The organism is Verrucomicrobiia bacterium (assembly GCA_035489575.1).
Taxonomy (GTDB): domain Bacteria; phylum Patescibacteriota; class Saccharimonadia; order Saccharimonadales; family JAGQNK01; genus DATHJY01.
The window spans coordinates 14,250-31,772 of the sequence record DATHJY010000013.1; the positions used below are offsets into that span (position 1 = coordinate 14,250).

Below are 17,523 nucleotides of genomic sequence, written 5' to 3' on the forward strand. Positions count from 1 at the left end.
CCGACTGGCTGAGACGGTTTGGCCACCGCCCCTAATTTTTTCCACGGTTATACGTCCTTCAGGCGACTTCTTACGCTGCTGCCATCCAGTCAAGCAAGTTTATGAATTATATATTAAAGGATACATAATTCGCCTGAAAAGATGTCATTTTTCTCACAATCACATTTGGTCCAAGTCTTTATACTTGCATTCTAGTATCTGCTCAAATCTCATCCGACTTCAAGCAGCGGAGCAATATTTTTTAGGCCAGAACGAGGCATGCAGAAGACATGAAAGAACAAGCAAGTAATCCGGAAAAATCTGCGTCTATGTTCAACACACAGGGAGGCAAGACAGAATCCCGGGCCATAGAGACTCCTTCAATCAAATTGCCCCAGGGTGGTGGGGCAATAAAAGGCATAGACGAAAAATTTTCGGTCAATGCAGTAAATGGGACAGCAGCTTTTTCTGTGCCGCTACCAGTGTCGCCCGCACGAGGCGTCACACCGGACCTGAAGCTTAGCTACAACTCTGGTGGTGGCAACGGAGTGTTTGGTTTGGGATGGGACCTGGGCCTGCCATCGATCAAACGCAAGACCAGCCAAGAATTGCCGCAGTACCTCGATGTTGCAGATTCGGACACTTTTTTATTCGCCGGGGCCGAAGATTTGGTGCCGGAGTTTCAGAAAGACCAGAGCGGTGACTTTAGCCAAGGCCCAGATGGCACCTACAGTATCCGAGAACAAAACTCGAGCGACGGTAATTTTACTGTCAGATTTTATCGGCCACGGACAGAAGGCTTGTTTGCTCGGATAGAGCGCTGGACGCACAAAACCACCGGCGAAACGAGGTGGCGAGTCACCACCAAAGACAATGTGACGACACTACTGGGATGGAGTGAGAACTCACGCATTGCCGACCCCACAGATGCGCGCAAGGTCTACGAATGGCTGCCAGAATTTACCTTTGACGATCACGGCAACTGCAGCCAGTCTTTTTACAAACCCGAGGACGATACCGGCTTTGAGGGTACATTGCCGCACAATGCCAACCGACGCAAAGGTGGCAATCTGACGTACACCAACCGGTATCTAGAAAGTATCCGTTATGGCAACAAGCAGCCCTATAAAAACTTTGGCGACCCGTTCCCCGCAGCGTCGGCCTACATGTTTCAGACAATACTCGACTACGGCGAATACGACACCACTGCGCCGTACCAAAAGGTACATGACTGGGGGTATCGGCCAGATGCTTTTTCTGACCACAAACCCGGTTTCGAAGTCCGCACCACGCGGCTCTGCCAGCGCGTATTGCTCGTCCATTACTTTAGTGAGCTACCTGGCGGTTCGGCGTTAGTAAGGTCGCTCGACTTCCAGTACGATCTAGCCACAGAGCAAGGCTTTACATTCCTAGCCGCCATCTCTAACCATGGCTATATCAAGCAGTTGGACGGCACCTACACACAAAAGCAGCTACCGCCGCTAGAGTTCACCTACCAAGAGCACACCTGGAGCCAAGAGGTCAAAACCGTAGCCGCTCAGGACGTAGTAAATGCACCCGTTGGACTATCGTCACCATACACATTCACCGACCTTTACGGCGAAGGTCTTTCTGGCATATTAACCGAACAAGTCGAGGCCTGGTATTACAAACGCAACCTGGGCGGTGGCATGTTCGAACGCGCCAAGGCGGTGTCGCCAAAACCAGCCGTGACCGGCCTGGGGCAAACCCTGCAATTGGTTGACCTAGATGCCGATGGCGGCAAACAGCTGGTCAGTCTGAGCGAGCAGCCCAAAGGCTATTACGAGCTGGATGATGACCATGGCTGGCAAACATTCAAGCCTTTCCGTCAGTTACCCAACAGAGACCTCAAAGACCAGAACACCCGCATGATCGACCTAACCGGCGATGGCAAACCGGACCTACTCATCACCGAAGATGAAGTGTTTACCTGGTACGAATCCGAAGGCCGGCGAGGCTATGCGCCAGCCCGCAAGTCCCCCAAATCGTTTGACGAAGAAAAAGGGCCAACCGTAGTCTTTGCCGACAGCAAGCAAATGATTTTTCTGGCCGACATGGACGGCGATGGCCTGACCGATATTGTCCGCATTCGTGCCAGCGAGGTGTGCTACTGGTCAAACTTGGGCTACGGCAAATTTGGCGCCAAGATTGCCATGGACAAACCACCAGTTTTTGACGCACCCGATGCCTTTAACCCCACTTATATACAGCTCGCTGACATCGACGGCTCTGGCACCACAGACATTGTCTACCTTGGTCAAAATAAGGTTACTTGCTGGCTGAACCTCAGCGGCAATTCGTTCGTGACCTCCGCGTTCGAGATACACTCATTCCCAGAAATACACGACCTGGCGGACGTGACCGTGACCGACCTGCTGGGTACGGGCACCATGTGTCTGGTGTGGTCCAGCCCGCTCACTAAGGACGCGCATGGTCCACTGCGCTACATTGACCTGATGAACAGCAAGAAGCCGCATATTATGATTGGCTACCAAAATAACGTGGGCAAAGAAGTCAGTCTGGAATATGCACCGTCAACCGCATTTTATCTGGAAGACGAACAGGCTGGACGCCCCTGGATTACCAAGCTTCACTTTCCAGTGCAATGTCTGTCAAGGACCGAGACACTCGACCGCATCACGGGCCACCGCTTTGTAAGCAGTTACAAATACCATCACGGCTACTACGACCACCCAGAGCGCGAGTTTCGTGGTTTTGGCATGGTAGAACAAACCGATGCCGAGGACTTTGATCACTGGGTCAAAGGCGACAGCAGTAACGTGGTAGAACAGGATTTGCACCAAGAGCCAGTGGTCAAAAAGTCTTGGTTTCATACCGGTGCGTTTTTGCGTCAGGACAAAATATTGGCTCAGTTTGCCAACGATTATTGGTACGAGGAGATGGCGCGCCAGGGCTTTGTCGTGACACACAACGAACATGAGCTGCCGGACGCTCAGCTGGTCGCTGCGCCAGGCATCGACCCCACGCTGCTGGATCACCTGGGTGGCGAGCAGTGGCAGCAAGCGCTACGAGCCTGCAAGGGCATGGCCCTGCGCTCGGAAGTATTTGCCCATGACGCGCCACTGATCGGCGCTACCCCCCAGCAGCTCCAGACACAGCTGACGCCCTATTCGGTCAATTCCAGCAACTGCGCTATCGAACTTTTGCAGCCAAAAGGCCAGAACAAATACGCCGTCTTTGTCGTCAAAGCGAGCGAGTCGATCACCTATAGTTACGAGCGCATCGTCGCCGACCCTCGCATAGCCCACACCCTGACCACCAAATTAGACGAATACGGCAACATACTAGAATCCGCCAGCGTGGTGTACGCCAGGCAGCTTGCCGACCCGACACTGCCTGCCGAAACTTTGGCCGCCCAAGCCCGCTCGTCTATCTCCTATAAACAAAACCTTTTCACCAATGACGTCACCAGCGCAAACAACTACCGCTTGCGCCTGCCGTCCGAAGAAAAAAACTTTGAACTCAGAGGCATTGCCAAGACGGGCGACTACTACGTCCTGGCTGATTTTGAAAACATCCTCACCAACGCAACCGATGTGCCATATCACCAGAAAGACAACAACCCGCCGGCCGGCACACCACAGAAACGTTTGATCGAACACAGCCGCATGACTTACTACAAAGACAATCTCAGCGGGGCTTCGCCGTTGCACCAGCTAGAGTCACGCGGCTTGCCGTTCGAGTCTTTCCAACTGGCCTACACCCCAGAGCTACTCACTGACATCTTTGGCACGAAAGCCACGGGCACACATATGCTACAAGGGAAGTTCACCCACAGCGAGGGCGACGCCAACTGGTGGGTTCGTTCCGGCACAGCTCAATATATAACAGCAGGCGAGTCCGTCACCGATGCAGCCAATCGTTTCTTTATGCCCGTTAGATATACCAGCCCGGTTGGCGCCGTGACCAAAGTAACCTACCTAGGCAATTTCTGTATGTTCATAGAGTCGACCGAGGACGCCTTGGGCAACAAAACGTCTACGGACAAGTTCAACTTCCGAACACTCGTACCCGAGCGCATGCGCGATATCAACGACAACATTTCAGAGGCGCTGTCCGACGAACTGGGCCTGGTCAAGGTCATGGCGATACTTGGCAAAGGCACCGAGGCAGACGACCTGACCGGCCAAGATGAATTTACAACCGCCGCCGAGTCAGCCAAAATAGCCGCCTTTTTTGCCGCCGCCAGCTCGGCAGACCTGACAGCCAAAGGCAAAGATTTGTTGGGTCACGCTAGCATACGTGTCGTTTACGACTTTGACGTCTACCAGACATCCGGCAAACCAGTGGTGGCTGCATCTATCGTCCGCGAACAGCATTTCACAGACAATCCTAATTCGCCCGTACAAATCAGTTTTGAATATTCCGGGGGCCTTGGCCAAGTGGTCATGAAGAAAGCCCAGGCCGAGCCCGGCAAAGCCAAGCAGCTAACGCTTAACCCTGACGACACTTACACGGTGATCGAGGTAGACACCACCCCCCAGCTACGCTGGGTGGGCACCGGCCGCACCGTTGTCAACAACAAGGGCAATCCCGTCAAACAGTACCAACCGTTTTTCTCTACCACTCATAAGTATGAAGACAACAAAGCTTTGGTAGAAACAGGCGTCACATCGTTGTTCTACTACGACGCCGTGGGCCGAGAGGTCAAGATGGAACTGCCAGACGGAACGCTTAGCAAGACCGAATTTACCTCCTGGCTGCAGCGGCTGTATGACCAAGGCGATACAGCAAATGATTCTAGCTGGCACGATAACCGGGTCAATTCTCTTATCAATGCCCAGTTAATCGCCGAGGGCAAGGACCCGTTAAAGGAAAAGCTTGCAGCGCTCGCCTCCGAAGACTATCACAACACACCGTCCGTCCAGCATTTTGACGGCCTCGGTCGTCCGATTCTGCAGGTTCAGCACAACCGGGTCAATGGGCTGGATGAGTTTTACTACTCGCATGCAACCTTAGACATCGAGGGTAACTTGCGTGCAGTTGTCGATGCGCGGCACAACAAAGTCATAACCTACAGTTACGACCTGCTCGGGAGAGGCGTCTACCAGGACAGCATGGACAACGGCAAGCGCTGGCTGCTCACGAATGTAGTAGGTGAAGCGCTACGCACCTGGGACGAGCGTGATCATGAGTTTCAATACGACTACGATATCTTGGGCCGTCCCACGGGGACGCGGGTGATAGGTGGCGACAGACCCACTCCACTGAACAACATCTCTGACCGCATTTTCTATGGAGAGGGCGAAGCTAACGCCAAGGCCAAAAATCTACGCGGCCAGGTAACCCGATACTTTGACACCGCTGGTGTAGTCGAGGCCGTAAAATACGACTTTATGGGTCAGCCGCTCGTGAACCAACGCCGACTATTTGCTGACTATACATCCGTCCCCAACTGGACGGACGCCAATCTGGCCACCGGCTTGGAGCCGGAGATCTTTGAAAGCAAAATGGTCTATAACGCCCTGGGCCGTGTCGTCGAAACAACCGCACCGGACGGCTCGATCGAACGCACCACGTTCAATGCCGCAACGCTTGTCGAAGCCAAAACGGTCACTCGGGACGCACTCACCGAAACCATCATAGAAAATATCGACTACAACGAAAAAGGCCAACGCACCGCTATGCTCCTGGGCAATGGCATTACCACAAGCTACCGCTACGACAGTCGCACCTTTGCCTTAATCCACGTGACCAGTCGGACAGCCGCAAACAAAGTACTTCAGGATCTGCACTTTACTTTCGATGCCACCGGCAACGTCACACACATCCAAGATGACGCCATCCCACTCCAATTTTTTAACAATCAAATGATCACCGGCCTCACGACATATAAGTACGATGCAATCTACCAGCTCACTGAAGCAACTGGGCGAGAAAACAATGCGGGACTGGCTTTTGGACCCGAGGATAACTGGAACGACCAAAGCTACTCCCACCAGCAAGCTGCCGGCGACCCAGCGCTGACGCGCAATTATGTGCAGCAGTATTTGTATGATTCGGTGGGCAACATCATGAGCCTCATCCACAAGGCCAGCGGCAACGACTGGACGCGTGACTACACCTACCAGGCCACCACCAACCGCTTGCAGTCTACGAAGATTGGCGCCCAAACCTATGCCTACCAGCACCATGCCAAACACGGCTTTATAACCGAGATGCCACACCTGGAGGAATTGGGCTGGAACTTTAAAGAAAAACTAGTCCGGACCATCAGGCAAAAAGCTGGGTCAGGTACACCCGAGACCACCTACTACCAATACGGTTCGGACGGCGAGCGGCTCCGCAAGATTACCGAGAATGCCGCACCAGCCGGTGAAACGCCGGGCAAAAAAGAAGAACGGATATACCTAGGCACCTACGAACGCTACCAAAAACACAGCGGCGAGCACGCTGGACTGGTACGCCATAGCTTATCTATTGTTGATGAAACCGGCCGCATTGCCCTCATGGAAACCAGGAACGAAATAGATGACGACACCGAGCCCCGGCTGCTGCGATACCAACTGGCGAATCACTTGGGTTCCGTTAACTTAGAGGTAGACGAAAATGCCCAAACGATATCTTACGAAGAGTATCACCCCTTTGGCACCACTGCTTACCAAGTAACCAACAAGGCCGTCCGTGCTGCTGCCAAGCGCTACCGCTACGTGGGCCGTGAACGCGACCAAGAAACCGGCCTAGAATATCACGCCGCTCGCTATTACATCTGCTGGCTGGGGCGATGGCTCAGTACTGACCCATCCAGCATTGACGACGGACTAAACCTGTATAAATATGCCAAGAACAACCCCAGCTCACTGCGCGACACCAACGGCAACGAATCTGACGAACAAAAAGCCTCTAGGATGTTTGCTGACTTTTTGACCGAGCAAGGCGTGAACTTCAAAAAAGAAGTCCCCTTCAGGGTTGAGGTGAACGGCAAGTGGGTAGAAGGCCGGGCAGACTTCTTTGTAGAAAAGAACCCCGGGGTATGGGAACCCGTAGAAATGAAAGGCAAAGCCAACTCTAGGTGGACCAAGGCTCAAAAAGAATATTTGCCGGCGCTTCAGTCGGGGGCGAAATACGAAACCCTTGGCACGAGCAAATTTGGCAAAACGGTCACTGGCTCTGGCGGCGGCAAAGTATTCAACGTCCACACCGTAGCCCAGGGTAAGTTTGACTTCCAAAAACTGCACGTGACGGAGGTGATAAACCGAACAAAAGGTCACAAACAAACCATCACAACTGACAACCAGGGCACGGTGGTCAAAAGCGAAAAAACACCAGTTGACACCAGCGGTGGCACCAGAACACAACCAACCAAACTGCCCGATGCCGATGTTAAAGCGCCACACGTCACGGAACCGCACGTTAAGACACCGCATGTAAAATCGCCGCACGTGAAGACACCAAAAGTAAGAGGCAAGGGGCTACTAGGCGCACTCCTCGTAGCCGGAGGAATCCTGCTGTTCACGGGTGACGCCAAGGCTGCGGGGCAGTCGCTGAATCCTGCGGCCGATACCACCGAGGCGGTCATAGAAGGCGGAGGCCCTCTGGAGGTTGCTGGAGGAGTGGCACTAGATGTCGCCAGTCTCTACCCACCAATCGCTATCATAAGAACAGGGGTAGCGCTGAACCGAGCAGCCATGGACGCCTCACACTTTGCAACTCCTCCCGGCTGGGTCGAGCAAAAGGTGAAAGAAGGCCGGAATCCATTCTGCGCCCTGTGCCACGGTGACGACTCGCTACGCGCCCAGTATGACCGGGAAAAGGAATTTAAGTTCGACAAATCACTATTCGGCGAAACTACCGACGCAGACAGAAAAGCACTGATAGATTTTATAAATTCATCAGAGCCTAATAACAAGTAAGGGGGATACTGATGGAACAGACCAAAACAATTTATGGAAAAATCACTACCAAGGCAGGGGATTCTGCCAAAGGCTTGATAGTCCGGGCTTATGACATCGGTGTGCGCCGCGAACGTCAGTTGGGCGAAACTATCGCAGACAAAAATGGTACTTACATACTAGAGCGAACCCTAACAGTAGCCGACAGAGGTCAACAGCCCCTACACATTGGTGTCAAGGTTTTCACGCCTCTTAAAAAGACACTCCTTTTTAGTTCCGACCCCGATGAAATGCGGTTCCATGCCGCTGGACGCGAAGAGATCAACATCACCCTGGATAAACCCCTCCAGTCCGAAGTAATCGAATACGAAGACTTGAGCGCCGCAGTCGCCGCCCAGGCGGGCGAAGTAGCAGTTGCCAACTTGCAAGAAGACGATCAACACCACGACATTACGCTGCTCGCCCGGGAATCTGATACGGCAGCCGTCAAGATAGAATATCTGGTATTATCCCAACGCCTAGAAAAGCTCTCCGGCGTCGAAGCGCAATTCTTTTATGGGCTGTTGCGCAAAAACAGTTTGCTAAAGAGCGATATTACCAACCCGTTCATGGCCCGGTTTTCCATTGGCATCAACTCCGACCCTAAAGGGGTTTTATATGATGCCGTTCTGGCCGATCCTGGTGTTATCGAGCGCGACTTGCAGCAAGCCGCCAAGGACATGATTATCAGCAGCGACACAGCCGAACATTGGAAGCGCAGCACCGAACGTCTGAGTGCTTTCAAAAAAGAAGCTGAGACCTACGCCCAGGACACACGCACCAAAAACGTGCTAGACATCGTCACGCGCTTTGTAGTCGAAGACAAAGTTTCCGAAGTCACCAAGCTCTTCAAAACCAATAAGACTGATCTAAGCGGCGTGCTCCGGAAAGTCACCAATGTCAAATTCCTCGGCAAGTCGTCCAAAGTCAAAGACCTGCAGACCAGCTTGGCGCTTGGCGAGCTGGTGGGCTACGACCAGTCCATCATCACCCAGGTCGGTCAGGCGCATAGCATCAAAAAGCCCAAAGACATGGTTCGGCTGGCCAGCCTGGACAAGACTGCCTGGAAACAGGAACTGACCAAGTCTGCCGCCAAAATTAACGTTGGTGGCCAGCCGCTCAACAAACGGCTAGTGGATTTGCATGCCTCGTCACTGGTGCGCAAAATGGAAAAAACTTTTCCCTCCGCTGCCTTTGCTGCCCAGCTGGACAGGGAGAGTCGCCCCAAACTGGAGCGCCACGACGAGATCAAAAAATTCATGAGCAAACACGAAGACTTTGACCTCGGCAACACCAACGTCGACCTGTTTATGAAAGAAAAAAAGTGGGCCGGCGAAGAACACCAGCCCATGCGGGCCGAACTGAAGAAAGTCCAGCGCGTCTTTCGGCTCGTGCCACACTACAGCAAGACCAATGCATTACTAGAGCAAGACATCCACTCGGCGCAAAGTGTCACTGCCGCCGGCAAAACTCGTTTCGTGAACCAGATCGCTCCAAAGGCCGGGCTTAGCCCGAAAGAAGCCAAGGAAGTTTACAAAAAAGCCGAGGCTACGACCACTGCCGCCATGCTGATTGTCGGTGACCTGCAAGACACCGCCTCTGCCACAGATCTACCCATCATCAACACCACCAAGCTAGAGAAGAAAATCGAGGCCGTTGCCGCTGATTTCCCCAACCTCAAAAGCCTGTTCAAGCTTAGTGACGTCTGTGCCTGCCAACACTGTCGCTCGGTCTACAGCCCGGCTGCCTACCTGGTAGAAATCTTGGAGTTTCTGGACGACCGTAGTGTGACCGACCTAACCGTATCGCCCGCCGTCACCAGCAACCTAGCCAAAGACGTGCTGTTCGAGCGTCGGGCAGACTTGGGCGAGATTGACCTGGGCTGTGAAAACGCCAACACACCTATGCCCTACATTGACCTCACCAGCGAGCTGCTAGAAGAGCTCATTGCCCCAGATACCGGCATCAGCTTTAGCGGCCCCTTGGCCGGGGGCAGTGACCCATTCGTAGGCACTATTTCTACCGATTTATTAAACGCCCTAGTGGCAAAAAAGATTCCGGTTACTGACAAAGCTCAAGTCTTTGCCACCGAAACCACATCCGGCTCATCGGCTACATTGCCACACTATGTTCGCGACAAAAAAGCTGTCTGCAAAGTGGTCAATACCAGTGGCACCAACTACAAGGTTTTCCGTCTGCGCCAGACACTATCGCCAGCCGAAGAACTAGCTGCCGCGCCCGACTACGTCAATGAAAAAGCCTACCAGGAACTCCAGGGCAAATCCTATGCTTTTACATTGCCGTTTGACTTGCATCACACCGAAGCTGCCGCTTACTTTGGCCGTTTCGACATCAAACGCGATGAACTCATGAAGAATTTTCAACTGGCCAGCGTACCAACCAACGAGTCAATTGTTGCCGAAAAGCTCGGCCTGAACGACGCCGAAAGAAAGCTGATCACCACTGCTGCCGCGTCTAGCCAGCAAGACTACTGGAACACTTCCACCACTACCGCGGCTACGGAGATGAAGGTGGTTGATACGTTCCTCAGCAAGACCGGGCTTTCCTATGAAGAGCTCGTGCGACTACTGACGCTAAAGTTTATAGACCCTACAGACAAACTGTTTATCAAACACCTGGACCTCAGCTGCGACACCACCAAGAAAGAAATTGCCGGTCTGGACGACACCGTCCTGGACCGCACGCATCGCTTTTTGCGCTTGCAAAAACAAACTGACTGGAAGCTGGAAACACTCGACGAGGTCATCTCCCAGAGCAATCTGGGCGCCGGAAATCTAAACGATGCCACGCTACAAATAGCCGCCGACCTCTTAGAGATCACCGAGGAAACAGGGATAAAGGTAGACGAACTTATTGGCGGCTATGGCGAGATTCCCCATGAATCGGTAGAAGAAAACCCATTCACACCGCTCTATCACCAGATATTCCTGAACAAAGCCAAAAACGGAATCATCGACGAGGCACTGTTGCCCGAGAAAATCGATGGCACTGGCTTCTTGGCTGACGTAGCGCCCAGCCTAATGGTATGTTTGCGGGTCAAAGAAAGCGAGTTTGCCACGCTACTCACTCTCTTAGTAGACAATAAATTGACCTTTGAGAACCTGAGCCATCTCCTTTTGCTCAGCCGGCTTATGCGCAAAATAAAGCTAAAAGCCGCAGACCTGGACATCTTGATTGACCTAACTGGCGGCAATCCCACGGCCTCGCCAGCCCTGACTCTAGAACTGATTGCTAGCGCCAAAAGCGCCAAGGCCTACCCGCTCAAGTTGGCGGACATTTGGTTTATGCTCTACCATCAGGCAGTCGATGTAGTAAGCCTGGAGCTCAAAGACGAAAACATCCTGGCCACACTGACGGCGCTTCAAACCGCCTACCAAGCTGCATACACCGCCAACAAATCACCCTTTGACCCCAATCTCACCGCCACCGAACAAACCGAAGCGCTCATGGCTTTGCTGGGACAATTCCCAAGCCTGTCGGAGGCAGATATCAAAACAATTGCCGGCTTTTTGGAGCGTGACTGGCTGTCGCCCGCCAATGCCAAAGCACTCATTGACACCTTGTTTGGCCCAAGCCTGGACACCGCGGCTATCAAAAACGCAATCGACACCCTGGCAGCCGTGCCGGCGAGTGGAGACATCAGCGCGGAGAGCAAAGCTTTAGTAAAGGCACTCATGGCTGCGCTGGCCAGCTACACCTTTTTGGCGGCCAAAACCAGCCTGCTGCAAACGCAGCTTGGCAGCACTTTCAAAGCCAACCTAGACCTAACGGCTACCGTCCTGGCTCATGGCAAACTCAAACAGTCTGCGCCTGGCACCGAAATACTGGGCGACTTGCTGCTAAACGACAGTCTCATAGACACCGTCAACTCAACGCCCATGCCGCCGACTATATCCGAAGCTGCTTTTGGCAAGCACTATAACGCGCTGCGCTTGCTCCACAAACTGTTGCCACTCATTGACTCGTACGAACTAGAGCCAGCCGATGTGGCCTGGTTCTTGGATCACGCCGATATTTTGGGCTGGCTTGCCTGGGACGCCATTCCGTACAAATCCGGGCAACCAGAAGTGCCTTTCAAGGCTTATGCCGACCTGGGCACCATCATAGACTTGTTCAAGCAGTTTGAGCCCGTGATCAATCCTGCCGACGCCAATGCGCCCATTACCTTCCTGTCTGTACTGGACATGCTGCTGCCGGGTAGCACCGCCACCAGAAACGAATTCTTAGAGCGCCTGAGCCTTCTCACCGGCCACGAGCAAACTGCGCTGGACGAAATAGACGCTTATTTCTTCCCAGCCTTTAGCTTCACCAACTATCACGCTGCAGTTGCCTGGGCGCGGCTACTGAGCAGCGCCGACTATTTGCGCAACCTAGCCACCAACATTGCCGGCGTCAAAGCATTCATCAAACCAGTTCTGACAGCTGACGAAGCGACACTCTTACGCCTCAGCCTCAAGTCACGCTATGACGAAACCACTTGGCTGGATACGCTCAAAGAAATCATGGACGCCATCCGTCCCCGGAAGCGTGATGCCTTGGTAGCCTATCTGCTGGCCACCCGACCAGAGTTCCGCGAAGAAAACGACCTATACGACCACCTACTGGTAGATGTCGAGATGGAAGCATGCATGCCGTCATCCCGTATTGTTCAGGCGCATGGCTCTATCCAGTTATTCGTGCAGCGTAGCCTGATGGGCCTAGAGCCCCAGGCTGCGGCCGATGTAGACAACGACAGCGGCTGGGAGTGGTGGAAATGGATGAAAAACTACCGTGTCTGGGAAGCCAATCGCAAAGTCTTTTTGTATCCCGAAAACTGGATCGAGGCCGAACTGCGTGACGATAAGTCGTTCTTGTTTACCGAGCTAGAAAACGAGCTGCAGCAAAACGAGTTAACCGAGTTTACGGCCGAGCGCGCCCTGGTTCGCTACCTAGAAGGGGTAGACAACCTTGCCTTCCTAGAAGTCGTTGCCACGTGGTATGACACGGTAGAAAAAACCATGCATGTCTTTGCGCGCAGCAAGGGTGGTGACCCAGCAAAGTACTATCACCGAATGTTCGAGCAAGAACGCTACTGGACACCCTGGTCAGTAGTAGACCTAGAAATCACCGGCAATCATTTGCTGGCCTTCAAGCGCAACCAGCGGCTAACCCTAGCCTGGCCGGTATTTAGCGAAGAGCCAGACCCAAATCCACAGTCGACCGTGCCCAATCCCGCGCCAGGCACCGTGGTCAACAATGACAAACCCAAGCGCAAGCTCAAAATGCAGCTGGCGGTCAGCGAGTTTGCCGACAATATCTGGCAGCCCAAAAAAGTATCCCAGGATGCTATACGAACACCATCCTATTTCACAACCGAAGACCTGCAGCAAAAAACCTATAACCTCATGTACTTAGAGTTCGCCGACCAAATCTACGTGCTCAAAACCGGCGGCCAAGACTACCAAACGCTCAGTGGCATCTTTGACATTGCCGGCTGCAAAGGCTATCCCGAGCTGGCAGCAGAAGGCAACAGCTACTTCCCAGACTTTTTCCCAGATTTCAAAGACACCAACCTTAACATTCAGCGGTACCTAGAGACCAATCTAGTAGTTGGCGATGACCTGTCTGCCAGAAACGCCCTGTCGCCCTTCAACTTCTATAACATCTTGGCCGAGACACCTGGCAACTTCCGGCTGACCTACCCGCACCAGATGACGTGGATCGACTGGGTGGCCCTGTTGTGGGAATACTTCCTGATGATGAGCTACGGCAATACGGCATCTACGGTCGGCTTTGACAATCGCGGCCATATAAAGATTCCATTCGGCACCTTGCTACCGTACTTTATGGAAGACAGTGCTCATGCCTACGTCATCACGCCTGGTTTTTACAAGCGGAAAGGGCGCACCGACCGAGGCGAAGATACCACCGCCGAAGTTACCGACACGGTCGTTGTGCAGCGCACAGCATCTGACGCACTCAGCCTGATCGAGGACATCCTGGCCCTATGGAAAAAATACATGGCCAAACTCCAGGCCGGCGAGACACCGGCAAATGTCATTGCCGAGCTGCTGGCAGACGAGGATTATCAGGCGGTCATTGCAGAGATCAAGGTCTACGGCACCTTGCAATACGGTGAAAAATTCAGCAATATGTACCACCCGCTCATCTGCGCACTGCGCAAAACGCTCTACAAAGACGGCGTACCAGCACTCATGAAACGCCAAACGCAGCTGCAAGTCACTAGCTTTAACTTCCAAAGCAACTACTCGCCCAGTTCTGTCGTTCCGCTCAAATACCCCATTGAAGATATCGACTTTAGCAGCGATGGCAGCTACAGCAGCTACAACTGGGAATTATTTTTCCATGTACCGCTTTTTGTTGCCACGCAGCTGACCAAAAACCAACGGTTTGAGGAAGCGCTGAGTTGGTTCCACTACATGTTTAATCCCACTGGGGCCTTGCCCGGCACCGCACCGCAAAAATATTGGGTAACCAAGCCGTTCTACCTGCGTAACGACAGCGAATATATGGCCCAACGCATCGACACTTTGCTGTACAAAATTGCCGATCCCACCACGCCGGAACGCAAAGAGCTAGAATTCGCTATAGAGCAGTGGCGCAAAGAGCCCTTCAAGCCACACGTGGTCGCCCGCTTCCGCACAGTGGCTTACCAAAAAGCCCTCATCATGAAATACATCGACAATCTTGTTGAGTGGGGGGATTATTTGTTCCGACAGGACACCATGGAATCCATAGCCCAGGCCACGCAGATGTACATTCTGGCCGACAAACTGCTAGGGCCAAAACCCCGCAAAGTACCTCCTGTCATCGACCCACCCTACGAGACCTACAACCAAATCGAACGCAAGCTCGATGCCTTTGGTAATGCCCTGATCGACATCGAAAACATTCTGCCAGACCTTGGCGCGCTGCCAGAAGGTGGCGCCGAATTGCCGCCACCGCCAGTCACGCTGTCTACCCTCTATTTCTGCGTACCCCAGAACGAACAAATGCTGGCACAGTGGGACACCATTGCCGACCGGCTATTCAAGATCCGCAACTGTCAGAACATCGATGGTATCGAGCGCTCACTCGCTCTGTTTGCACCGCCCATCGACCCCGGCATGCTAGTGCGGGCAGCTGCGGCAGGGCTCGACATCTCTTCAGTTCTGGCCGGCCTGAACGCGCCCTTGCCGTACTATCGTTTCCATACCTTAGCCCAAAAGGCAACCGATCTAGCAGGGGAAGTCAGAAACCTAGGAAGTTCGCTGCTCCAAGCCCTAGAGAAAAAAGACGGCGAGGACATGGCTTTGCTCCGCAATGAGCTGGAAATCAAGCTACTCAATGCTGTTAAGGACATGAAAAAGCTCAGCATCAGGGAAGCAACTGAACAGGTAGAAGTCCTGAATCGCTCCAAATTAGTCACCGAAGAACGTCACAAATTCTATGCCGAAGTAGAAAAAATCAGCGACAAAGAGCAGCTGAACCTAGACAAACTGAGTGAAGCCCACGACTTCCAGACCATAGCCCAGATCAGCCGAACCCTGGCAGGTGTGGTGGCCATGGTTCCGGACCTACTGGGCGGGGCCTCCGGCTTTGGCGGTAGTCCGCATGTGACCGTGCAGTGGGGTGGCAAAAACTTGGCCGCGGCTGCCAATTCTGCCGCGGACGTACTGGGTATCTTCAGCGCTGTTGCCACCTACGAAGCTGGCCGGGCCGCCACCCTGGGCGGCTACGACCGTCGCTTTGACGACTGGAAGCTACAAGAGCGCGTGGCCCAAAAAGAGCTAGACTCTATCGCCAAACAAATCGTTGCCGCAGAGATCCGCAAAGAAATAGCCGAAACCGACCTAAAAAACCACGATCTGCAAATCGAAAACGCTAAAGAAACCGACAAGTTCATGCATTCTAAGTTCACCAATGACCAGCTGTATCAGTGGATGATTGGCCAGATCAGCTCAGTCTACTTTAGCGTCTACAAGCTAGCCCACGACTTCGCCAAAAAGGCTGAACGCAGCTATCAGTTCGAACTCGGTCGCACCGAAGACTCGTTTATCGCCTACGGCTATTGGGACAGCCTAAAGAAAGGCCTGCAAAGCTCCGACCGGCTTATCTATGACATCAAGCGCATGGAAGCCAGCTACCTAAACAACAACAAGCGAGAATACGAAGTCGTCAAACACATTTCTCTGGCCTCACTCGACCCGCTGGCCCTGCTAAGACTCCGGGCCACCGGATCCTGCGACTTTGAAGTGCCAGAGGCGCTGCTAGACATGGATCACGCCGGACAATACTTCCGACGCATCAAGTCCGTTAGTATCAGCCTGCCATGTATCGCCGGACCACACACTTCTGTTAGCGCTAAACTGTCTCTAGTCAGCAACAAGTATCGCAAAAACAGTAACCCCGACAACCTAGCGACTACCGGCTACGCCGAAGACCCAGGCAATGACGAACGTTTCGTCTACAACGTTGGCGCCATTCAGTCCATTGCTACCAGCAATGCCCAGAAAGATAGCGGCCTATTCGAACTCAGCTTCAAAGACGACCGCTACCTGCCATTCGAAGGTACCGGCGCTATCAGCACCTGGCGGCTGGAACTACCCAAAAAAGACCTGGCGCAGTTCGACTACGACACCATCGCCGATGCTGTTGTGCACCTCAGCTACACCGCTCGCGAAGGCGGCTCCAGCCTGCGAGGCCTGGCCGAAACAACGCTGCTAGACCGCCTGGCCGAGGTCAAACAAGAGCTTTCCCAGACTGGCCTGCACGCCACCATCAACCTAAAGCACGAGTTACCCAACGAGTGGCATTTGCTCAAGGCGAACGGTACCGTAGAGCTCACAATAGACAGTTCACGGCTGCCCTACATGGCCCAGGCCTTGGACGCCCAGATCGAAAACATTGTTGTTTTGGCCAAGGCCACCGGCAATCCCGCCTCGCTACCCATAAAACTGGACACCACCACCGTCAACCTGTCACGAATTGACGCCTGGAAGCTCTGCAAAGGCGAAACCACCAGCCTAGCGCTAGCCACTCCGTTTAACCTGTCGCTCACCCCAGCAAACCTGAACAAGCTAGAAGAACTCACTCTGGTCATAAAATACAGCTTCTAGCATTCCCCGCCAGCGAATGATTTCGTCCCAGTTGAAAAGACAGATAAAACATCTGGGTTTGATTGCGTGCCGCATTTTTACAATAGCCGCTGCGGTATAAATAAGAATAACGAAGGGAAAAATTCATAGATTTCTCAGTATTAATAGAAAACGTAAACTAGATTGCCGTCCTAGCAGCTATGGCGGCAAGTATGATGTGGGGCATATGGACTCCCTGTATTACATTCTGTGGGAATCTGCCATAATCTCATGAAGAGCAAAGCTAGGACTGTCATCTATCAATATTACTTCAGTCCCTGCAGGATACTCTCCGCCATCAGCAGCCCATTCTGGAATGTCGGCGTCCGTAAATCGATCTATGGCAATCGGCTCGGGATCGAGCATCCCCTCAAGCGCAACGGTAAAACGCGCCACCTCGCCCACCATATCCAGACGAAGCACATCTCTTGCGTTTTCTGCCACGCGCTCATCGGCTAACGTTTCTATACTCATCTTAACTATCTCCTTGTCAC

The 17,523-nt window shown here is 53.1% G+C and carries 3 protein-coding genes; 2 read left to right on the plus strand and 1 reads right to left on the minus strand.

Translation table 11 applies throughout. The features are described 5' to 3' along the window. The first annotated feature begins 269 nt into the window (after positions 1-269). Together VK694_05930 and VK694_05935 are read left to right on the plus strand one after the other, a co-directional pair. Positions 270-7,874, plus strand: coding sequence for a SpvB/TcaC N-terminal domain-containing protein (locus tag VK694_05930; GenBank protein ID HTE58255.1), 7,605 nt, complete (start codon positions 270-272; stop codon positions 7,872-7,874). A gap of 11 nt (positions 7,875-7,885) precedes the next feature. Then, the gene (locus VK694_05935; GenBank protein HTE58256.1) at positions 7,886-17,011 is read left to right on the plus strand and encodes a neuraminidase-like domain-containing protein; all 9,126 of its coding nucleotides are present in this window, start codon (positions 7,886-7,888) and stop codon (positions 17,009-17,011) included. A 219-nt stretch (positions 17,012-17,230) separates the two neighbouring features. Here VK694_05935 and VK694_05940 read toward each other — a convergent pair whose 3' ends face one another. After that, positions 17,231-17,503 (minus strand): hypothetical protein, encoded by a 273-nt coding sequence (locus tag VK694_05940; protein HTE58257.1) that lies wholly within the window; start codon positions 17,501-17,503, stop codon positions 17,231-17,233. Positions 17,504-17,523: the final 20 nt, after the last annotated feature.

Coding starts and splice junctions, on each gene's coding strand:
- VK694_05930 (HTE58255.1), top strand. CDS start 270: ATGAAAGAACAAGCAAGTAATCCGGAAAAATCTGCGTCTATGTTCAAC.
- VK694_05935 (HTE58256.1), top strand. CDS start 7,886: ATGGAACAGACCAAAACAATTTATGGAAAAATCACTACCAAGGCAGGG.
- VK694_05940 (HTE58257.1), bottom strand. CDS start 17,503: ATGAGTATAGAAACGTTAGCCGATGAGCGCGTGGCAGAAAACGCAAGA.